The sequence below is a fragment of the Flavobacterium sp. 120 genome (assembly GCF_003633605.1).
GTDB classification, from domain to species: Bacteria; Bacteroidota; Bacteroidia; order Flavobacteriales; family Flavobacteriaceae; genus Flavobacterium; species Flavobacterium algoritolerans.
In genome coordinates this window covers 1,753,815-1,774,746 of the sequence record NZ_RBKZ01000001.1, presented here as the reverse complement: position 1 = coordinate 1,774,746, position 20,932 = coordinate 1,753,815, and the positions used below count along the sequence as shown (strand labels likewise).

The following is a 20,932-nucleotide window of genomic DNA, read 5'->3' as shown; positions in this document are numbered from 1 at the left end:
TTATACCCATTTTATGTGACAGTTTCCAGTTAAAAAATATATCATTCCATTAATATCATCCTTTAATAAACGTAAAACGTTTTCTCCTAATGTTTCCATAGCAGGCTTAATAACCTTTTCGTCAATCAATATATTGATATTTGGAATTGTATTTTCTGATAAATGTGGTTTTACGTAAAGATGAAAATCTGAACATATTTGAGAAAGAACGTAAGCATAAATTTCCTGTGCAGCTTCACTTTGCTCATTTAATTTAATTTTTTTTGAAATTCTTTCTTTTAATAAAGCCGCTCTTTTATATTCTGAACTACGTCCACCAGCTTCTAATTTATATTGTAAATCAAAAACTTCATCATCGTCAATATTTACACTATAATGATTTAGATTATCAATTATATCTGTTATTCGACAATTATTTTTTTCATCTTCTTTGAATTTACTAATCAAATCCTGCATGTATTGATTCGCAGGTCTAATATGATTATTAAATATTGTACGATTGTCTATTTTATCCCGGCCTACAACATCTCCTCCTTCAGAATTTATGTTTTCTTGTCTTACATTGTTAAAATCCATATGAAATTATCTAGTAAACTTATCTCTTCCAGTAACATCACCACCGCCTGTTTTAATCTTTTTTTGTTTAACTTTATTTAAATTTGATTTAGTAATTGTAATCGTGATAGGAATAGATATTCCTGCACCTGCGATTAAACCAATTAATCCACTAATAATTTCATTTGTTATCATAAATATTGTATTTTTTTAAGCCGCTAACACTTCATTTAATTCATTAATAATCACATCCATTTCTTCACCAAACAACTGCCACATTTTGCTTAATCCGCCTTCGGCATTAAAAGGGCTTAGATCAAAATCGTCTCTGTCTATACTAAAACTATTGGCTACATAGTCTTTCATCATCCGCAACCATTGCATTTGGGGTTCGGTAAATTTTAAAGTTCCCGCTTGTTTCTTAAACACCCAATCCTGAAAATTCTTGTCTACTGTTTTGTCATAGCTCGTTACAATACTGTCTATACCCACAACGCGGCGTATTAAGGAAACCAAAGCTATCAATTCGCTTTTCGTCGAGCCATTGGTTTTTTCCAGTTGTTCATAAGCACGCCAAACGGCTAATGGTGCCAATAATGGTTTTTCTGTTTTTAGTTTTTCGCTCAGGTCTTTTATCATTTTATATGTAAAAGTACGGTGGCGGTAGTCCTGGGCGTAGAAAATTTGTAAAGCCGTAATTTCGTCTTTGTGACTTTCTATCCAATTTTTAAAATCGGTTATTGTTTTAGTTGCCGCTTCGTCTTGGTCTTTTACCCAACCTATATTGGTAATCGTATCCATATTCACCACATCTATAATTTGGTCGTATTGTTTGCGGATATCTACAATGAAATCACGCAAATCAGGATTATGAAAAACGGCAACGGCATCATCAATCAACTGCTTTTTGCCTTTGGCTATAGCCGCATCAATTTCTATTGGAGGAAATCCTCGCATAGCGCCTTTGGTTTCGTGTTCTACTTTTTCGATAGCATCAGGATCGTAGGCATGCAGCAATTGTTTCACAATATGATTAATCGTAAAACCATTGGCTTGCTCGGCAAACTTGAGTTTGTCTTTCTCGGAAAGTTGGCGTTCTAGACGAATCAAGCGATTGGCAAGGGTAGTCAACATATCTTCGGAGGTGTTTCCCATAGCCACATTAGCCAGCACCTCTTTCAGGGAAACACCAGGTGCTTTTTCTAAAGGTCGGCTATCTGTTTTTTGAGAATTTTCGACACCAATGGCATCAATAATTACAAAATGGTCTTTACTAAATTTTGCCGAAGGTGTTCCTTTGGCTTTCAATTCTTCTACAGAGCAGGTTCTGGTACCGCGCCCTTTCATTTGTTCGTAATACGAACGGCTTTTTACATCACGCATAAACAACAAGACTTCAAGCGGACGAATATCCGTTCCGGTAGCAATCATATCGACCGTTACCGCAATACGTGGGTAATAATCGTTACGAAATTGCTGCAAGACTGATTTAGGGTCTTCCTCACTTTTATAGGTTATTTTTTTACAGAATTTATTTTCTTCTCCAAATTCCTCGCGTACCATTTCGATAATGTCCTCGGCATGAGAATCGGTTTTGGCAAATATCAATAGTTTAGGCACTTCAAAAACACCTTTTTCATCGACACGGTCGGGGAACATGGCGGGTAAATTGTCTTTGACTGCTCTGATAATGGTGCGAATGGTACTTGGGTTTACAATGTCATTGTCTAATTGCTTGCCCGAATAAACTTCGTCTTCATCTATGGCTTCCCAGAATTTCTTACGAGTAAGTCTTTTTCGTTTGTCAACTTTTTCGCCCAGTTTGATGACGCTGCCTTCTTTGGTGATTTGGGTTTCTACAGTAAACACATTGTAGGGAACTAAAACACCATCAATTACGGCTTTTTCATAACCATAATCACAAACCAAGTTTTGATTAAAATAACCAAATGTTCTATTGTCTGGCGTTGCGGTTAATCCAATTTGAAAGACATCAAAATAGTCTAATACTTGTTTCCATAAATTGTAAATACTGCGATGGCATTCGTCAATAACTACAAAGTCAAAGAACTCAATGGGCACTTTTTCGTTATAACCCACTGGAACAGCCGTTTTGACTTCGAATGTGCGTTCGTTCGGGTTTTCTTCCTCGGCACTTTCGTCTAAGTCAGTTTCTTTCAAAATAGAATACATCCGTTGAATCGTACTAATATACACTTGACTGTCGTTAGGAATAAACGAACTACTCAAACGGGTTACGCCATACAATTCCGTAAACAAACGGTTGTCTTCACTGGCCGTATAGGAACGGAATTCGCCTTCGGCTTGTTCTCCTAAGTTTTTGGTATCCACCAAAAAGAGTATCCGTTTGGCTTTGGCATATTTCAGTAAGCGATACACAAATGAAATCGCTGTAAAGGTTTTGCCGGAACCCGTCGCCATTTGGATCAAGGCTTTTGGTTTTTGCTCTTTGAAAGATTGCTCTAAATTGGTAATTGCAGTAATTTGACAATCTCGCAAACCGTCAATAGGCAGAACAGGAATATCATGTAAACGCGCTCGTAAAGTTTTGGTTTCTTTCGACCATTGCAAAAATGTTTCTGGACGGTGAAAGGTAAATACATTTCGAGAACGTGGTTTTGGATCTCTATAATCGGTAAAACGTGTCACTTCACCTGTGCTTTCATACACAAACGGCAAAGGATCGTTGTTTAATAATCGGAGTTTTGCATTGGCATACTGAGAAGATTGTTCTTCAACAGAAGTCAAATGAATGCCTTCTTCTTCTCGTTTGGCTTCAATAATTCCAACCGCATTTTTGTCAACAAACAAAACGTAATCCGCTGGGCCAATATCCGTTTGGTATTCGCGAATGGCAATTCCCAAACCAGCGGCTAAGTTGATTCTTTTTTTATCCTGAATAATCCACCCGCAAGCGATCAACTGTTTGTCGATATTATCTCTGGCGATTTGTTCGGGGTTTTGGTTGATCATTAAATTGGTTAGACTATTAATCTGGTTTAAAGATAAAAAAATTGTTGATTTATATACTATAAACAACATTTTTAAGTGCGAATATTCTTTAGCAACAATGATACTGTAAAGTTTTGTGACTGCTTTACGGGAATCCGTAAGGAGCATAATTGATTTGATCGCATAACAATTATTTAGCTGTCCCTAATTGCGACTGACAAAACAAAAAAGACATACAACAAAAATGCTAAATCTACTTATTTTAAAAAAATGTCTAATGGATTTGTGTACAAAACAAAGTATTAAAATTTATCAATTTTTGATTTGTTTACTACAGTAAAAACGGAAATCATTAATCCTATACCAACAATCAAATCCACTATATTCCAAATTGTTCTTCCTAATGCTATCTTGATAAATGGCTGAAATAAAATGGCTAAGACGATATAGACAAACACCTCATTTTTTCTGTTTTTTTCATTTGCTGAATAAGCTAGATAAGCAAAACCAACTGTTGCTGCGAAACGAACAAATTGGTAGAAGCCGTAAGGCATGTCGAGAAGGCAGAGAAGGAGCAGTGTCGCCAGTATTATTTTTAATGATTTTTCCATAATGATTTAAATGAAAACTACTTTTTGTCTCCTGTTAAACGCTGTTTTATATTAGATCAAAGCGAATCTTAGTTTAAAGAAAACTCAAACCAGATAGGGATATGGTCCGAAATCATTCTCGCCTCTTTTAAAGAACCAAAATTCTTGTAAAAAGAAATTATTCCTTTATCAATTCTATTGATTTTGGCGGTGTTGTAAAACATATTGTCATATTCGGAAGCCAGGTATTTACCCTTTTTGATTTCTTGTTTCAACGAAGTTTTCTGGTTGACCAGAATTGACTGGTAGCCCATTTTCCTTAAAGGGATGAATACCGTATGTGATTGTGGACAGTTGAAATCGCCCGCAAATATCAAATTTAGGTTGGGATATTCTCCAGGTAAAAATTTAAAATATTTTATTTCAGTTTCAGGTTGTTTGCTTTTGGTAATTGCATGGAAATTAACTACTGTAAATTTATTTTTTTTATATTCGAAGGTGCAATAGAAGGGTTCTCTATCGATTTCTAAATGATATTTTTTTTCTAACCAGGCTCTCCCAATTTTCTTTAGATTGGCTGTCTTCCAAATAAAAGCATAACGTTCCGTCTTATAGGCACTACTGGATGTAGGATCACTTATTACATAATCCCATTTACTTCCTTTGCGATTCAATTCATCGGCCAGTTTGGCTACGGCTTGTGCGCCACCATAACCAGCTACAACTTCCTGTATGGCAATAATGTCGTAGTTCTTTAAAGTATTTGCAATGAAATTTATTTCAATTTCAGATTTTGATTTTCCAAAATTTTGAATATTCCATGACACTAGTTTAACTTGCGAAAATAGAGTAGTAGTGCAAAATAAAAGAAACAGGAATGTTATTCTATTGACTTTATTCAAAAGTGATTTCATTTTTTTTATAATCAATTGACACTTTTCCGAATTGAGCCAAAGCTGATTGTCCTAGTAATAAAGGAGCTTCATTATTATGAACAATTGAAGCTTTTACATTCTTTAAGGTTCTATTTCCTAATTTTACGGTTCGCAGATTTATTATTGTTCCTTCGGCTATACTACCATCTGCAATTTGATATTGTTGTGACCCTAAGATATCCTCTGTTGAAAGTTTACCTTGTTTATATAAGTACATTGCCTCTACATTTGAAATAGTAATATCAGATGCACCTGTGTCAAAAATAAAATTCATGTCACTGCCATTAATCTCAACAGGAATTTTGTATATACCCTGTTCTTCCGACATTACAATCATCGTTTTGCCATGTCTAAGAGAAGAGGATGTTTGAGAGTGCTGTTCTCTTGAATTATTTCTTCCAGACCGAGAACAACCATTACAGTCAACAAAAAGCATAGACAAGATAATTGTCAAAACACTAAATAAAATTTTTCTCATATTAATTTTCTATTTTTCCTATTTTTGGAATAATTTGAATCAAAAATTGTTGGTTTTTATATTCTTTATTGCCTGTATGTCTTCCAACACCTCGCACACCACTGCCTGCTATTTGTAGTTCACAAAAAGCGGGATCAAAATAGATGTTATTTTTCTGCCACAATTTATATAGTGATAATGCTCTCAGGTAACTTAATTCGTCATTTTTGGAGTACACAAAATTAGAAGCCATACCTTCAATAATTATCATGTATTTTATATTTTGATTACTATATTTTGTCTTTAACCTCTTGATTAAGCTTTCAATGTTTTTACCAACTTCTAATAAGTATGCTTCATTTTTTACTGGTATTACACTAGATTTAGCAGCAAATTGAATTTGTTCTTTTAAGGAAAACCGCTTGTACTCATCCTGATAGTAAAAATAACGGCTGTCCAATTCTTTTACAGAGTTCTGAATTTCAACAATTCTTTTTAATTGCTCAACAGTTGCCTTCTGCTGTCTCTTCATCATAGCAATAGTTAAAACAAATAAAACAAGCATAATAAAAAATAAACTGGTCATTAAATCGGCATAACTAGCCCAGAAAAAATTTGTTTTTTTTGACATAACTAATTAACCAATAATTTATAAATTGACCATAAACAGTATCCAATTCCAATAGTAGCTCCAGATCCGAAAAAGGCAAGAGAAAGATACTTGATATTTTTAGGTAACTGGAAATCAATTTGTTTTTGATTTTTTAAGACTTCTGTTAATTCCATCACGCTGTCCCCTAATTTATCTAATTTCTCATTTTGCGTGGTGGTTGATTTTCCAATATTTGACATCGTTTTTTCTAATTTACCTAATTTTTTAAGTTCATTTAGATTCCCTCTATCGTTCCCCAACAAATTCTCTAAAAAGCTTTCTTCCTTTATCGTAATATTTCTAATTGATTCCATTTGAGCATCAATATGTTCTTTTAGTTTTTCTAAACTTTTCGTAATTGAGTTATCTACATCTATGACCGCATCAGAAACAAATTGTTTTCTATTGGAAACTTCTTGTAATTCTGATTGTAAGATGGTAATGATTTCTCTATTTGCAGTAATATTTGTACCAATTGCTTCAGCAACTAATTCTATAGATTGTGTTCTTTCTAATTGATTGCCTATCTGAAAATTTAATTTTTGAGCATTGTCTACAAAAGAATTTACCTGATGTAAGTACGTATTAAATTTTTCAAATTCTTTAGTACTCGTTCTTAATTCTTGCAAAACGGTAACATTAATTTTTGCTAATTGTGCAACATCAACGTCTTTAAGCTCATTCATTAAATTAACCTGGCTGTCAAAAGATTCCAGGATTTTACTTAACACTCCATTAAAACTAACTACATTAGTAGAAAAGGTATCATTGAATTTTAATAAATTAGCTTGTAATGAATAAATACTTGAAGTGGTGTTTTGTGATAAAACAGGTAAAAGGTGTGTTTGAATCCAAGTAAAGAAATCATTTTTAAGACTTTCAGCCTGTGATTTTGCTCCTTTATACTTCCATCCAGAAAGTAATACGGTGAGTAAAAGACCGGTAAAACTAGCAATCATTGCAATTTTTACCCCACCAATTAGTATGTCAATTGCTTTTTCAAAATTCTCATCGCTAATACTTGGCATAGCGAACAGTCCTACGACTATTCCTAACATAGTCCCCATCAGTCCTAAATATAGAGGGATTGGCAGCAATGTGTTAATTTCTTCATCAACAGCATCAGTATTTCTTTCTACAACATCTTTTATTAAATTAAAGTCACTTACTGCTCCTTTATTTCTTATTAAATAGGTGTTTACAGAGTTCAGAACTTTATCGAAAATGACATTCGATTCACCAGTTGATTTTATTAAGGTAACTTCAATATATTTTTGTTCCATGATTTTTATTTGTTTTTAAGACACGTATTTTTTGTCCTTCAGTTTAGACCATCCCAAATCTTCATACTGATATACTTGTTTTTTGGAAATTTTCTCTTCTAAATTACCTTTTACCATCCAAATCATTCCTTCTTTTGTGTCCTCTATAGTAATTGTTTCACCAAATAAATCTGAATCAAACTCATCATTAATTATTAATGTGTCATTGTTCTTTTTATTTTTAATACTTTCAATAATATTTTGAATTTTTAGATTTTTTCCCTCACTTATATTTTTTTTCGGTACTATTTTTATAGATGAAGATAAACCACTGTAACTACTTATATTGTTCAGTATTTCACTTGTTGTTATCGTTTTTATCTGATCTTCAGGGATAAAGACTTTTACCGTTTCAAATTCATTTGCATTGGGTAAAATAGTTTTGAAAAGTGCTATTTTTTTAGAAGTGGTTAATGCCACTAGTATCTGTGCAACAACAATAATTAATATCAGTGCGCCTATAATGTAATCATGCATATCTATTCGTATTTAATTTTAGCTTTTGTTGTTACGACCCATTTATCGTTTCTTTTTTCTGCAATACCTGGCTTAATTGTATTGATACTTTTGGCATTTTGATTTAATGCATTTTGTGATTCACATACAGGATCTAAGTACGTATGTGGATAGTTTACTGCATCTCGAATTCCTATTTCATCAGAGTAAAACGTAAAGGAAGCTTTTGATTTATCGTAATTGTCTACTTTAAACTCATATAAGGATTGGGTAGGTTTGAAAGTATTTGAAAGACTGCTTATATCAAAGTTATTTTGATCGGGTGTAGCCATATAGAATACTTCTTGAATGGGTTTTGGCGGAACTTCTAATTTGATCTCATTATTTATTTTTGGAATACTACTATCAGTTACTATGTTGTTTGAAAGATTTTTTTGTATTGAATTTTGCAATTGAGATTCAATATTATTAATACTGTTTTCCAGATTTCTAATTTTTGATGAATAATCAATTGATAAATTATTTATTGGCATCGTATTTTTTCCGTTTTTTAATTTCCCAATCTCATTTTTCAGATCCTTTTCAAGTCCTGATATTCTTCTATTTAAAATAAAAAGTGAAATAATAGTTACAATAAAAAGTACTGTTAATACTATTGTCCATAAATTATAACTAAAAAAAGATGAAGATGGAGGAGGAGTTGTATTATTTCTTACCTCATCATCAACTGTTAAGTTAGATTGTGAATTGTCATTTCCATTATTTCCGGATGTTTCTGTATTAGTATTCACATCCGAATTTACATCTGGTCCAGTTTCATTCGTTCCTTTATTTTGAATAAATTTTTCTATTTTTGATTTTAAATCCTCAATTCTATTGCCTTTTCTTCTATCCGCAAAGGCATATATTTTACCATATTGTTTTTTATCATTAAAAACGTCATTAGTAAAGAATTGTAAATTGTCGCTAGTTTTTGTCTTTTCTTTTAGTTTTTGAAACTCATTAAATAAATCGACTGTACTTTTCTCTTCTACAGGGATAGTACTTAAAGTTAATTGCTCATTGTCACAATCGATTTTTCTATTATCAGGTAATGCATCATTTACGCATACGCAAGTAACATAATCAATTATACTGTTTACATCAGCTGATTCTCTATTTTGGGCATTAATATTGGTTGTACCAAATACCAATAGAATTATTATATAAATTTTTCTCATACTGTTTGACTGTTTAATTCTGAATGGATATTATAAACGAGATGATTTATTCCGCCAATTAGTGGATAGAAGAATAATGTTTCATCAATATTTTCATCTAAATCACCTTTTAACTCTTTTTTCTTCTCTTGTAAAGCAATTTTCAAATTATCTAATGCATTTTCCTTAAGGCACTCTTTATAAGCTTCCAAATGAGTTTGATTTATCCCAAAATTATTTTTAAAACTTAATTCTTTATTTAGAGTAAAAAACCAATCTATAAAATTGTTGTATTCTTCAATAACATCATTTTCTATTTTTGAATCAATTTGATTGTAGGACTTTGAAGTATCAGGAATTAACATTTCTTCTTTCGAACCCAGCAATACTGATTTAATAACTTCGATATTAGTTTTTTCGCTATGCGGAAACATTAAAGCTCCTTTGCAGCTAATTTCTTTTGGATTTTCATCTTGTTTTAATTCTATTTTTGAGACTAAGTTCTCTTCAAATACCTGTTTAAAAATAAGCTGAGTTAATTCAGTTAATGCATTTAATTTATCACTACTATCTGCAATGTTTATTATTTTAGAACCTGTACCGCTAAAGGTTATATATCGTGGATGGTTTAATTTTTTTGACTTCATTAGTTTGGCGATATGATAAATAATCGAAGTGTAAAAAAGAAGGAACACAATTTTAAAGTCACCATTCAGTTTTAGATCCTTGCTAAATGAAATTGGAATATTATTATCAATTATTTTTTTGTTTTTTTCAATTGAAAAGAAAAACGCGATAATATCTTCAGATTTCCCATCCTTTTTTACAGCATCAAGTACTTTTAGTAAATCATACTGATTGTTTGACTCTAACAAATGTTTAATTTGATCTATATATTTTAGAATGAACCCATTTATTTTTGATGATCTGCCAAAAGCATCGCCAAATATGGCGTTTGCCGCAAAACGGAAAGAAGTTAAAAGTTCAGAATTGTTATTAGTATATACTACAACATCCGTTGTTCCTCCTCCGATGTCGATAGACACTACTGGGTTAGCTAAAGCATTTACCCCAAGATGTGTATTATAGTAATAGAACGGAGCAATAGATTCTGAAATTTTTTCAGGAGCAATGGATGTATTAATATATTTTTTAAATAGCTCATTCCATTTACTTTCAAGAAGTCTTATTCTATACATTGACATGCTTGAAGGATAAAGCCAAATCAGTTTTGTACGATTCAAATCTCCTCCATTTAACAATGTTTTATTTCGAATTAAGAACAAAAGGTTTTCAAAATAGGCATCGATTACTTTAATTTCATTTGGATTAGTAGTGTAGTCTGACCATTTTAGATTTGTTCTTATACACGAGCTGTCTGGGATTACATATTTTTCATAAACAAAAGGAATGTTAAAATCCGATAAAGCGTAGGTATCCTTATTTAAATCCAAGTGCTTTTTTGAATTTATAATAGTCCTTTGGGGAAAGTGAAATTCAGAATTTTTATTTAGCTCCTGGGGTATAAATTCTTGAAAAATTAAATCAGTTAAATTATTAGCTCTTACCGCATTTATAGATTTTATTGTCGCTGGGTTTTTTGAATCATATAAAGTTGCAGTCTGAAGATCATTTTCATTTATTTCAAAAGGTTTTGGATCACCATTATCTTTACGATATTCAATATGTGTGTTTGTAGTGCCAAAATCGACCGCAAAAGTAAATTCAGAAGAACCTTGAGGTAAAGTCTTAAATAATGGAATTATTATACCATTTGCCCAGTTGTTTTTTACTTCGATATAATCAAAACCTTCTTCAATTACATAATATTTTGTTGAAATAAAATCAATTGATTTTTCACTTCTTTGTTTTGCAGCTTTTTCTTTTACTTCTTTATTTTGGTCGTTTTTATAGAACTGAAGTACATATTTGTTATTCTTATTGTGCTCAAGAATATCTCTATCCATAAAGGCTACTCTATAGAAGTTCTGTCTGTCATCAGCTAATTTTATAAAAGGGAATAAGGTCAATCCAAATTGATTTTCAATTATCGCACCTCGATTTCTGTTTAAATCAGGCTCTGTAATTTGGTATTCATTCGCTGGTGGATAATAGGTTCTTTCATAGGTTACGTATTTTTTATCTTGAATTGGAATTCGAAGCGTAACATGGACTCCGCCTGTTGAAGCTTGTTTTATTTCTAGTGTTTTTTTTCCATCTGCTGTAACTCCTTGTAAATCTTCAATATTAAAATAGTCAAAATATTCTTTTTTGATCGGTAACAAAAAACCTTTAGAAATCTCACCGGAATTTAACGAAAAGTTACCATCGAAGAATTTTTCTTTATGAATTGGATAAATTGTTCTGATAATATAAGGCTCCAATAGATCACTAATAGTTAAGTAGGGATAAATTGAATTAGAGAAAGGGAGCTTTCTTTCTTTTAATGGTTTATCATCAAATACCTCTGCTCTATTTTTTTTGTCCCAAAGAGCAGTAGTATAAATTATTTTTTCAGAAAAATCATCAATTGGCAGCACTAAGGGTTTTATACCGTCTTTACATTTTTTGGAATCAATAACAAAACCACTATTATCTTGAATATTTGATGGACGCTCAGTCTTCTTGCGGAGTGGAAAGTCTAAGATTTCAACAATACTTCCATCTGAGCCAGTAGTTAGTTTTTCAAATTCCGTATTGAAATTTTCTAAAGTGTAATTGTTTAAAATGTTTCTTTGATCATGAGTTAGCATTGTATAATTCATTTGCAAATAATCATCTACAGCTTTAAAAAGCGGATTAAATCTTGGCATGAATTTTCGAATACCGAAAATAAATTTAACGTAATTAAAATCCCTCTTGTATAATGGCTGATACAGATCATCAAAAACAATATCAGTTCCAAATCTAATATCTACATTTAATTTATTCGCAGAAGTAAAAAATAAACTTGCAGGTGATGTACCTCCAATAATATTGAGTTCATTTTCGCCTAATTTATAATTTAAGAGATAAAGTCTTTCAATTTTATCAAAATTGTAGGCTTTTGCGTCTTGCTCTAAATACAGTTTAAGTGTTTCTCCTAGTAATTGATGTTTCTTGTTTGGAGATTGTAATAACTTATTTAAATCATTGGTTTTATCCCAAATTATGATATTTACTTTTTCTTTTAAGGTATCGATGTTAAAGAAAATTTCACCAACATCAAAACAATCTGAAACCATCTTATGGAAAATAGTTTTACCATCAACTTGATTTGTATCGACTAAGTTTTCAAATGCAGTTTTAACCAGATCTATTCTCGCAAAAGGACTAGGTATGGAAGTGATTTCTTTATTTGCAGAAGATCCGTTAGGATCTTGAATTGCTTCTATGGCATTTTTACCATAGGCAGTTGATGTTTGCCAATCTTCAATATTATTGCTGCCATCATGGAATCTAAATACTTTTGCCATTTTACTTAAAATTTATATTTTTCTGTTACTAAAGCTTCTGTTGTAGTGTAAAACAAATCCATAAACTGTTGTTCAGATGATCCATTATTACTTGTTGTTTTATCTTGTTTAGAAAGCATATAATTATACCTATTATAGTTCTTTCCACCGGATTCTAACCATCCAATATTAGGTGTAACACCTTTTACCATATCAAATAAATTGGTGTCATTCACATCTAAGTTCAAAGGAGAGAAACCTCTTTGATTGTAATTCATTTCATTCAACCATTCCAAATAATATTGATTGAATTTTTTTAAATAATTACTATAGAATGGTTGTGTTAAAAGGGTAGTGATATTTAAATTTTTTGCCCAATTTTGATCCGAACTATCTTGGATTTTATTATTGAGATAAAGTAAAAATTGAGTATACTGAGTTAATGGTTTTTTTAGAAGTATTTGAGTTAGATCTCCTAGATTCTCATAAATTACAGATTGAGAATTAGATTTAATTCCATATTCTTTATAGATTGGATTTTCTGCTTTTCCTTCATAATTGTTTAAATTGGATGATTCTGTTTTAGCAAAATCAATTATAGAAAGTGCTGCAACAACCTCAAGGAAATGGGCATCATTTTTTTGGTTAACAGAACCCTCCACATTTGGATAGTCTTTTGTTAAGTCATCACCTAAATAATATAAAGCATTAACTGAATTATTACCACTAATGTTTTCTTCGTAATACGATAAAGCGGCTTTTGTTTTTGAGATAAAAGTCGATTTATCAATTTTACTATCTGCATCTGGAGCCACCCCAAAATAAGGAAGCATTGTGATAGCACCTATAGGTGCATCCTGAAGATATTTCCATGTTGGCAAATTATGATCTGCTCCTCTTATGTTTTTTACTAATAATGGAAATCCAGCAGCTCCAGTACCGCCAAAAATTGAGCTTATGATAAAAATCCTATCATCTTGATTGAAAGATGATGCAAATTTGAGAAAGTCTTCAGATTGTCTGAATTGGTTTAGGACTACGCTTCCGATATTTGGATTCCCTTTGAAACCTACCTCCATATCAGAGTTTAAGTTTTCTTCGGAAAATAATAAATTTATTAGAGCTTTATTATTGTCGTCTAATCCACTGTATTCAATATAATCTTTAAATCTATCGTTTTTAACATCACTTAATGTAAGTCTAAAGTTTTGGGTAATGTTAGAAATTTTAGTTTTGTAGAATTGATTTTTATCTGCATCAGTAAAACTCAACTTACTGTGAATGTTTTGGTAGTTTTTTAAAATATCGATTGTACGTGTAACGTCACCATTAGCTTCATCAGGATCAATAATAATTGGAACCACTTCATATTGATTAATTTCTACACCAGTAGCCAAAAGCATTACAAGCGATTTAATCACTCTTGAACCTGTTCCGCCAATTCCAAATACATATAATTTTGCCATAATTTATTTTTTAAAAAGGTGTTTTGCTTGCTTGAACACTTTTGAATTTTAATACTATTGAAAATAAGAAACTGAAAATTACAGACCACAACAAGTTTACCATTGAGAAATTGATATGTTCAGTCGTGTAAGGACTACCATCTGAGGATGTAGAATAAAAATCTTCCATTGCAATAACACTATAATAGTACGCCGAAATAAAGTTCACTAAACCAATTACCAAAATCCAAATAAGCCAAAACCTTTTTTTGAAAAATCCATTATAATTAGAAATGAAATAGTAATAGCTTGCCATAAGTATTAATGAAGTGGAAAGCATGATAACTCCTATTATTGAAAAGATTCCTGAATTATACATATCATCGGAAAAATTTTCTATATAAAATAAATCTAGAGGATGGAATCCATCATATAAGGTTGCGAAAAAATCGTTCATAATTATTTTTTAATGTTAATGGTTAGTTCTAGATAGTTGTTACTTTTTGATTCTGTTTCGTAGGCTTCACTAATTCCTTCAATCAAGTATTTAAGTCCAAATGTCCTATTAGGACTTTTTAAAATATCAGTATCATCATTAGTGCTGGTAGCATAAACCCACCTTGGTATTTGTTTGCTTAAAGTGAAAGTTAAATTTGTGAAATTTGGTTTAGTCGATTCAAATACGATATAATGAGTTGGTTTTACATTTGCTTTTGCAATCATATTTACTGAAGAAGCTCCAACATTTTTTTTGTCATACTTATAGATGCCTTTTATCTTATAATCACCTTCTCTAATACTATAATTAGATTTATCAGAAACATAACTATCTTCGATAGGCACTTTACTTAAGTCTAAGGCAACTGAAAAAATAAAACTTGAGCTATTTCTACTATTTATGTCTACGTCTTCAATGCCCTGCACTGCTCCATTATTTTTGTATTCTCTATCAGGTTTATATCTGCCCGAATCTTCTTTAGTATTTATTACAGAATAATAAACTTCTTTAGAATAGTCTTTTAATGTTAAGTTGTATTTATTCTCAAATCCTTCTACTTTGTTTTTTGATAGCTCAATATTTGAATTAAATTTCGTCATCGCTTTTTCACTTCCAATTATACTCATATAATAGGGCCTAGATATATTATTTAATTGTGTTTTTTTATTGTCTTTGTCATAATAGGTGCCATTAAATGACGAGTTCAATTTCACAATAGTTGTAGCCAAAAGCTCTTTGTTTTTGAATTTTGTCAAAAAAGCATCTTTGGTTAAACTTTTTTGGTCACTTAGTAAATCCTCTGTTTTATTTCCTTCTATAGAATAAATGCAATCTGATAAAAGAATTGAAATTGTGTTTTGAGATGTTTTTGTTAATATTTGTTTGAAAATGTTATTCAAATTGCTTGAATAAGTGTCGCCTACTTTGAATGTTTTTGTATTAAGAGATTTTGAAAAATTCACGATATTACCTTCAATATTAGTAGGATAAATGGCAGAATTGATAAAATTTATTTTTAAGTTCTTTTCATCATAATAATACTTTAGCATTACTAATAAATCACGAATTGCTCCTTTAAATTGAGTGTTTCCTTGCACATAGCCATTCATACTACCTGAATTTTCTATATAAACATTTACAAAATAATCTTTAGACTCATTAGTGTCAGTCATTTTATCAACTTTTTCGCCCTTTTTCTCTAAAAATGAAATCAATTTTGTTTCATCAAAATTTCCATTTGTAAAAAATTTTTTAAATTTTCTTTCGTTTTCAAAAGGTTTTATAAGATCAGTTAATTTGCCAAATTCATCTGTAGTTATCTTGGAGTCAGATTTAGAGTATTCTAATAAAGAATCTTCAAAGAGATCGTATTTATCATTACAACTAATGGTAGTTAAGAGCAGGGCCAGCATCAAGAATCGAAATAGTTTGTTCATTGGGGTTATTTTATTTTAATAATAATAATTCCTTCACTTACGTCTACTATATTAATACCTTCTATAGTTTTTTTAAATTCATTAGAAAGATATTGTGTAGTATTATCATGCGTTATTACAATAGACCCGGTAGAATCTAACAGGGTATTATTTAAACTTTTAACAAAAGGTATGTTTCGTAGTTGACGCAGTACATCTTGGAAATTACTATAGTTTACATTTCGAACTTCCATGTTAGTAACATTGTTTTGTATTGTTGAATCATTATATATGACCGGTATTATTAGTTGTACGGGGTCTGAACTTTTAACTACACTAATATTATGTTGCGTTGTTCTTTCTAGTTTTGGATTTCCGCCGTATTTGTTTAAAAAGGAATCTCCTTCAATAAATAACATCCATAGGACATAAAATGGAATTATTTGGAACCATCCACTTTTGTCCATGTCATGACATCTCTTAGCGCCTTGTGCCCATAAGAACCACAGTGCAGGGATATAAGCTAAAATAAATATTTTGCCATCACCGTGAGATTGCTCAACAACTACATTTACTAATGAAACAGTTATAAAGTAGAAAATTAGGCTTAAGCCATATTCAGTTCTTCTTATTCTACCGTCAAAGGAAAAAGTTTTTTTAAACATAAAATTTACAAGTATAATTCTAGATTAAATTTAATTGTTGATATTTTTCAAATCTACATTGATTAAAACCAGCCTCTTTACGGGAAACCGTAAAACGCAAGAAAAATATTTATTTATGTAGGGATCTCAGTATTATCGCAGCATTTTTAGAAATTTATAAAAATTAAGCTATGCGAAGAGTAACTCGTAATAAAGTTCTTCCGTATAGCATTTTAATGAGATAATTTTTAATTTATCGCAGAAATAGATCTATAGTAATTTTGCTTTTTTAATCTGAAATTCTTCTCCAGTTATTATTCCTTTTTCCATTAATCCATGCAATTTTTCTAATTCTTCAGCAGTATTGACATTTCTTGTTGCACTAAGTACTTTGCCTTGATTATATTTAGCATTAAACTTATCTTCATCCATTGTCAAGAAAATAATGAAGTCAACGAAAGCTATTATGGCTGGTATGAATGTCCAACAGAATATAAGGTATAGTATTCCAAGACCACCTTGTCCAAGGTAAAAACGATGAACGCCGATACCGCCTAAAAAGAAAGCTAAAATTGCTGCTGTTGATTTATTTTTCATGTAAAAAAGTTTGATTTGGTCCTACTCATAAGGCTTTTCGGTTACTCCCCGTTTTTAATGGTTTCTGGGCTCCATATTTATATTTGTTATGAAAGTTCTTGTTTATAGACAGATTCGGCTATAATTTTTTGAACATACCATTTGTATTATTTTAATCAGACCAAACCTACACCCAATAAAAAACTATTCTTTACGGTTTTCCACATATGAAGAAAATAAATATCTAATTTGGAGTTTATTCCCTTTTGTTTTGAATTAAAATATAGTCTTTTAATTGTTAAAATGTAAATAATCGTGGCATCCAATGATGTTATAGTACCCACTTCTAGTGCTATTTAATATTTTATTTTTTTGAATAAATTACTATTTTTTCAATCCTAAAAAATTAGATTTTAGCTGGTTGGTTTTGTTTTATGTTGAAGTTATCGTTATATCGTTGTAGTTCATACAAATTAATTAGCAGTATTTCCTGTTCAATGGTTTGTGTCTCTTGAACAAAATGTATAGTTTCGTATAAAAAAAGATCTCCTAAAATTTCTTCGAAAATATAATATATCGATTGCCAAATTGTTTTGTTGCTGCAGCGGATTGTATAGTTTTTTAGATGGATGTGAATTGTCTGTATTGTAGGGCAACTCTCCAGATTGATTGGAATGTATTCTGATAAATCCTCTTTCAGCTTGATGTCATGAATAATATAATGCTGATCGAGTCTGTTCAGTCTTTTCTCAATAGTTTCATCCGTTGTAATAAAAGCCGTGAATTTCCATCCTTTCAATATTGGTGCGCTGTCAACTAGAGCTATTACCTGTTTGAAGAATTCCGGATTCCCATTTGCAGTGATTATGAAATCGATTTTATTATCATTATTTGGCAAGACCAGAATGAAATCAATATCATAACAATAATAGTTGAGGTTTTGTTTTATCCAATAGCAGATTGATTCTTGGTTTTCAAGGGGTTCTTTTAGTATATTTTTGATGGTGAATTGGTTGTCAAAGAACCAGTTCCAGAAATTGTTGGTTTTTTTCATTTTTGTTGTTGTGAGTGGTGAATAGTGAGTGGTGTCCTTCGTCTTCGCTCAGGATGACGGTGAATAGTTATGTAATTTATTTTCGTTTGTCTGTTGCATGTCTATCATACGCTATCAAATTGCATAATTCTCTCAATCTGCTTCTAACACGGTTTCCATAGTGGGTTTCGATTTCACTTGCTGAGAGATTTGTAGTTATGTGGGTTTGGATTTTTTTTGTTGTGAAAATGTCGTACCGGCTTAATAGAATTTCTGCCATTACGTTGCATTCGTTTCCGAAATATTTTAGATTTTGCTCCACACCAAGATCATCGAAACAATACCTGAGAGCTACGGGCTGTCCACCTTTTAATTTCAAATCTTTGCTGTATTTGTGGATTACCTCGTAACCCTCCTGTATAAATTCAAAGCTGATGTCTCGGCATGGTTTTACCGAAAATTTATGCTCTGTTTTTGTGAGGTGTTTCATTATATTCATTAATGCCGTTTTACCACAACCGACTGGGCCAGAAAGGAGAATACCCTTATTGAGGTTGATTCCATATTGAAAACAGGTTTGCTCATCTTTTAGAAAATAGGCGATGAGTTTGTAGATTATTAGATAATCAGTTTCAAGGATTTTGAAATGATTGCCGTAAAGTTCCACTCCTTTTTTTTCGAGCCAAACAATTATCTCTGAATAATTGTAATGGGTTTTTATTTCTGTTTCCATTTTAGTGCTTTTTAGTTTTTGGAGAGCTTCTCGATACAATTTTTAAGTAAAAAACTTAAAAATCACTGGAAGTGACGATAATCCGTCCTTGGATAAGCTCAGTATGACAAGAACCTGAAATGAATTCAGCTTAAAGTGGTTCCGAGTAGTCTTTGTCTATTCCGGTGTTGAGGTGTTTTGCACGGTTTTCCGGTGCTGTTTCCGTATTGTATTTGAAATTTGGTGCGTTTAATATCCAATTTTGTGCTGCGGCTTGCCAATCGATCATGGGTGTTTTTCCACCCACAAGCCAGCCGTTGCTGGAGAAATAATTGAAAAATTTATTGGCTTCGATTTCCGGAAAATTGTTTTCAAGGAAATAGAATTTTACTTTTTCAATTGTTGGCTTATCGACGTTCGTCTCTCGACTGCGCTCGAGATGACACGCTCGGGATGATACGCTTGTAGTTACATACTTTTCTTTTTTGGCGAAACTTTTTTCTTTTTGTTCTGTATCAACATTTTTTAAAATATTATCTTCAATTTCAAAATTTTGTACTTGCTTGTCTTCGTTTGCACACTTTAAATCGTTTGAAATGTTTGGTATGTTTGTATTGTTTATATAAGATACCAGTGCTTGTTCAGATCCTGTCTCATTAGTAGTACAGGACTTGTCCACAGCTTGTTCATCGACTAGTTCAAAAGCAGGTTCGTTTTTTGGTATTGTTATTTTTTCGCTTTTTGGGATTGGTTTTAAATCGTCTGAAAAATTGAAGAGGTAGACATGGCTACCTTTGAATGGATTGTATGATGGCTCGTAGTTAATGTAGCCTAATGAATGCAAGTTTTTAAGGCATTTATGATAGGTAGCTTTCGAACTGATTTTACTAATTCGCATTAACTCATCCCGAGAGATACTGATTGGATTTTTGAAACGATTGCAATTCCAGAATTGAAATAACGACATGTATAAACTTACGTGTGTTGGATTGAGCGCTTTATCTACAGCTACTTTTTCAAAAAAGCCGGTTAGGTGTTTTATGTAATTCATTTTATTAGTGAATAGTGTCTCTCGTCTGCGCTCGAGATGATGGTGAGTAGTGAAAAGTGAGTAGTATCTCTCGACTGCGCTCGAGATGACAGTGAGTGGTGAAAAGGAATTAGATTACTTCGTTCCTAGCAATGACTTTACTTGAAAAGGGTAGGAAGGGCATTCACTTTATTTCCGTTTAAAAGTTTTTCGATATCAGTATGATCATAATACATAATACCGCCAATTTTGGTATATGTCAATGTTCCGTTAATTCTAAGGTTTTGTAAAGTACCTGGCGAAATATTTAGCAGCTTTCGGACTTCATTGGATTTGAGCCATTGTTTCTGCTGTAATGGTTTGGATTGAATGATTGATTTTAAATCATTAAGAAGAAGACTGCGAAATTCGTTTAAGTCTTCCATTGTAATTAATTGTTCGCGATACATTCTGTTTTTAGTGAAGTTCGCTGAACTGTTGTTTTCAAGCGCCATAACTTATGTTTTAGTTTGTTATGGCACAAAAGTGTTTGTTTTGATTTGTTTTATATCACAAGTGGTTCACAAGTTGTGACAGAAAAAATGGTTTTTATTTTGAAGTGGTTGTGGATATTGACTTTTTTTTAATAAAATATAAGGGCGGTTATAAGAAGTCCGTTTATGTTGGTACTGATTTTTTATTTGAAGGAAATCTTTACTTTTTTCCTTGATGAAAAAAGTAACAAAAAATTATTCATTGTTTATTATTGTTTTTTGGTATTCATGAATCTTCGATTTCAATCCTGAATATTTTTACACCAAAAATCATCGGACGTATTTTCCTATCGCGACCCCAGCCGTTCGTGCTAAGCACTCAACTCGGGGGTCACTCCCTACGGCCAGCGCTGAAATACTAACCGTGATTTTCTGGTCGAAAAATATAAGGGCGATCCGAAGAGGGTTTATAAGAGCGTTTTGTTGTACGTACTATTTTATATCTTGAAGGAGATCTTTTTATTTTGTCTTG

Annotated in this window: 20 protein-coding genes; all 20 read right to left on the bottom strand. The window is 31.6% G+C overall.

Features of this window, described 5'->3' with window-relative positions; genetic code table 11:
* Positions 1–576 (bottom strand): ABC-three component system protein, encoded by a 576-nt coding sequence (locus C8C87_RS07635; RefSeq protein WP_121342170.1) that lies wholly within the window; start codon positions 574–576, stop codon positions 1–3.
* Between the two features lie 6 nt (positions 577–582).
* Entirely contained in the window at positions 583–750 is a 168-nt protein-coding gene (locus C8C87_RS15795) for a hypothetical protein (RefSeq protein WP_158589735.1), read from the bottom strand.
* Between the two features lie 15 nt (positions 751–765).
* Entirely contained in the window at positions 766–3,549 is a 2,784-nt protein-coding gene (locus C8C87_RS07630; protein WP_121343327.1) for a DEAD/DEAH box helicase family protein, read from the bottom strand.
* A gap of 281 nt (positions 3,550–3,830) precedes the next feature.
* A complete protein-coding gene (locus tag C8C87_RS07625) occupies positions 3,831–4,139 on the bottom strand; it encodes a DUF6804 family protein (RefSeq protein WP_121342169.1) in 309 nt (102 codons plus the stop codon).
* A 68-nt stretch (positions 4,140–4,207) separates the two neighbouring features.
* The gene (locus tag C8C87_RS07620; protein ID WP_121343326.1) at positions 4,208–5,032 is read right to left on the bottom strand and encodes an endonuclease/exonuclease/phosphatase family protein; all 825 of its coding nucleotides are present in this window, start codon (positions 5,030–5,032) and stop codon (positions 4,208–4,210) included.
* Positions 5,013–5,531 carry a TIGR02281 family clan AA aspartic protease gene (locus tag C8C87_RS07615; RefSeq protein ID WP_121342168.1) on the bottom strand — a complete coding sequence of 173 codons (519 nt, stop codon included), beginning with the start codon at positions 5,529–5,531 and terminating at the stop codon, positions 5,013–5,015. Before C8C87_RS07615 ends, C8C87_RS07620 begins: the two co-directional genes overlap by 20 nt.
* Before the next feature lies 1 nt (position 5,532).
* Positions 5,533–6,141 (bottom strand): hypothetical protein, encoded by a 609-nt coding sequence (locus tag C8C87_RS07610; protein ID WP_121342167.1) that lies wholly within the window; start codon positions 6,139–6,141, stop codon positions 5,533–5,535.
* 2 nt (positions 6,142–6,143) lie between these two features.
* Complete coding sequence (locus tag C8C87_RS07605; protein WP_121342166.1) at positions 6,144–7,445, bottom strand: hypothetical protein; 1,302 nt, start codon at positions 7,443–7,445, stop codon at positions 6,144–6,146.
* Positions 7,446–7,460: 15 nt separating this feature from the next.
* On the bottom strand, positions 7,461–7,961 hold the full coding sequence (locus C8C87_RS07600) for a hypothetical protein (RefSeq protein ID WP_121342165.1): 501 nt from the start codon (positions 7,959–7,961) through the stop codon (positions 7,461–7,463).
* A 2-nt stretch (positions 7,962–7,963) separates the two neighbouring features.
* The gene (locus C8C87_RS07595; protein ID WP_121342164.1) at positions 7,964–9,160 is read right to left on the bottom strand and encodes a hypothetical protein; all 1,197 of its coding nucleotides are present in this window, start codon (positions 9,158–9,160) and stop codon (positions 7,964–7,966) included.
* Positions 9,157–12,594: a hypothetical protein gene (locus C8C87_RS07590; RefSeq protein ID WP_121342163.1), complete on the bottom strand. Its 3,438-nt coding sequence runs from the start codon at positions 12,592–12,594 to the stop codon at positions 9,157–9,159. Before C8C87_RS07590 ends, C8C87_RS07595 begins: the two co-directional genes overlap by 4 nt.
* Before the next feature lie 5 nt (positions 12,595–12,599).
* Positions 12,600–14,039 (bottom strand): hypothetical protein, encoded by a 1,440-nt coding sequence (locus tag C8C87_RS07585; RefSeq protein ID WP_199716373.1) that lies wholly within the window; start codon positions 14,037–14,039, stop codon positions 12,600–12,602.
* Between the two features lie 10 nt (positions 14,040–14,049).
* The gene (locus C8C87_RS07580) at positions 14,050–14,475 is read right to left on the bottom strand and encodes a hypothetical protein (protein ID WP_121342161.1); all 426 of its coding nucleotides are present in this window, start codon (positions 14,473–14,475) and stop codon (positions 14,050–14,052) included.
* A gap of 2 nt (positions 14,476–14,477) precedes the next feature.
* Entirely contained in the window at positions 14,478–15,953 is a 1,476-nt protein-coding gene (locus C8C87_RS07575) for a hypothetical protein (protein WP_147402363.1), read from the bottom strand.
* Between the two features lie 5 nt (positions 15,954–15,958).
* Complete coding sequence (locus C8C87_RS07570; RefSeq protein WP_121342159.1) at positions 15,959–16,597, bottom strand: DUF805 domain-containing protein; 639 nt, start codon at positions 16,595–16,597, stop codon at positions 15,959–15,961.
* Between the two features lie 249 nt (positions 16,598–16,846).
* Positions 16,847–17,173, bottom strand: coding sequence for an NINE protein (locus C8C87_RS07565; protein ID WP_121342158.1), 327 nt, complete (start codon positions 17,171–17,173; stop codon positions 16,847–16,849).
* 385 nt (positions 17,174–17,558) lie between these two features.
* Positions 17,559–18,206 (bottom strand): hypothetical protein, encoded by a 648-nt coding sequence (locus C8C87_RS07560; RefSeq protein WP_121342157.1) that lies wholly within the window; start codon positions 18,204–18,206, stop codon positions 17,559–17,561.
* A gap of 76 nt (positions 18,207–18,282) precedes the next feature.
* Positions 18,283–18,918, bottom strand: a complete 636-nt coding sequence (locus C8C87_RS07555) for an ATPase (RefSeq protein WP_121343325.1) — start codon at positions 18,916–18,918, stop codon at positions 18,283–18,285.
* A gap of 130 nt (positions 18,919–19,048) precedes the next feature.
* Positions 19,049–19,948, bottom strand: a complete 900-nt coding sequence (locus C8C87_RS07550) for a transcriptional regulator (RefSeq protein WP_121342156.1) — start codon at positions 19,946–19,948, stop codon at positions 19,049–19,051.
* Positions 19,949–20,085: 137 nt separating this feature from the next.
* Positions 20,086–20,421, bottom strand: a complete 336-nt coding sequence (locus tag C8C87_RS07545) for a helix-turn-helix domain-containing protein (RefSeq protein WP_199716372.1) — start codon at positions 20,419–20,421, stop codon at positions 20,086–20,088.
* Positions 20,422–20,932 lie beyond the last annotated feature (511 nt).

Bases quoted from the DNA above. Each gene is read 5' to 3' on its own strand.
- C8C87_RS07600 (WP_121342165.1), bottom strand. From the start codon at position 7,961: ATGCATGATTACATTATAGGCGCACTGATATTAATTATTGTTGTTGCA.
- C8C87_RS07620 (WP_121343326.1), bottom strand. From the start codon at position 5,032: ATGAAATCACTTTTGAATAAAGTCAATAGAATAACATTCCTGTTTCTT.
- C8C87_RS07625 (WP_121342169.1), bottom strand. From the start codon at position 4,139: ATGGAAAAATCATTAAAAATAATACTGGCGACACTGCTCCTTCTCTGC.
- C8C87_RS07555 (WP_121343325.1), bottom strand. From the start codon at position 18,918: ATGGAAACAGAAATAAAAACCCATTACAATTATTCAGAGATAATTGTT.
- C8C87_RS07580 (WP_121342161.1), bottom strand. From the start codon at position 14,475: ATGAACGATTTTTTCGCAACCTTATATGATGGATTCCATCCTCTAGAT.
- C8C87_RS07610 (WP_121342167.1), bottom strand. From the start codon at position 6,141: ATGTCAAAAAAAACAAATTTTTTCTGGGCTAGTTATGCCGATTTAATG.
- C8C87_RS07545 (WP_199716372.1), bottom strand. From the start codon at position 20,421: ATGGCGCTTGAAAACAACAGTTCAGCGAACTTCACTAAAAACAGAATG.
- C8C87_RS07565 (WP_121342158.1), bottom strand. From the start codon at position 17,173: ATGAAAAATAAATCAACAGCAGCAATTTTAGCTTTCTTTTTAGGCGGT.
- C8C87_RS07570 (WP_121342159.1), bottom strand. From the start codon at position 16,597: ATGTTTAAAAAAACTTTTTCCTTTGACGGTAGAATAAGAAGAACTGAA.
- C8C87_RS07615 (WP_121342168.1), bottom strand. From the start codon at position 5,531: ATGAGAAAAATTTTATTTAGTGTTTTGACAATTATCTTGTCTATGCTT.
- C8C87_RS07585 (WP_199716373.1), bottom strand. From the start codon at position 14,039: ATGGCAAAATTATATGTATTTGGAATTGGCGGAACAGGTTCAAGAGTG.
- C8C87_RS07575 (WP_147402363.1), bottom strand. From the start codon at position 15,953: ATGAACAAACTATTTCGATTCTTGATGCTGGCCCTGCTCTTAACTACC.
- C8C87_RS15795 (WP_158589735.1), bottom strand. From the start codon at position 750: ATGATAACAAATGAAATTATTAGTGGATTAATTGGTTTAATCGCAGGT.
- C8C87_RS07605 (WP_121342166.1), bottom strand. From the start codon at position 7,445: ATGGAACAAAAATATATTGAAGTTACCTTAATAAAATCAACTGGTGAA.
- C8C87_RS07635 (WP_121342170.1), bottom strand. From the start codon at position 576: ATGGATTTTAACAATGTAAGACAAGAAAACATAAATTCTGAAGGAGGA.
- C8C87_RS07630 (WP_121343327.1), bottom strand. From the start codon at position 3,549: ATGATCAACCAAAACCCCGAACAAATCGCCAGAGATAATATCGACAAA.
- C8C87_RS07595 (WP_121342164.1), bottom strand. From the start codon at position 9,160: ATGAGAAAAATTTATATAATAATTCTATTGGTATTTGGTACAACCAAT.
- C8C87_RS07590 (WP_121342163.1), bottom strand. From the start codon at position 12,594: ATGGCAAAAGTATTTAGATTCCATGATGGCAGCAATAATATTGAAGAT.
- C8C87_RS07550 (WP_121342156.1), bottom strand. From the start codon at position 19,948: ATGAATTACATAAAACACCTAACCGGCTTTTTTGAAAAAGTAGCTGTA.
- C8C87_RS07560 (WP_121342157.1), bottom strand. From the start codon at position 18,206: ATGAAAAAAACCAACAATTTCTGGAACTGGTTCTTTGACAACCAATTC.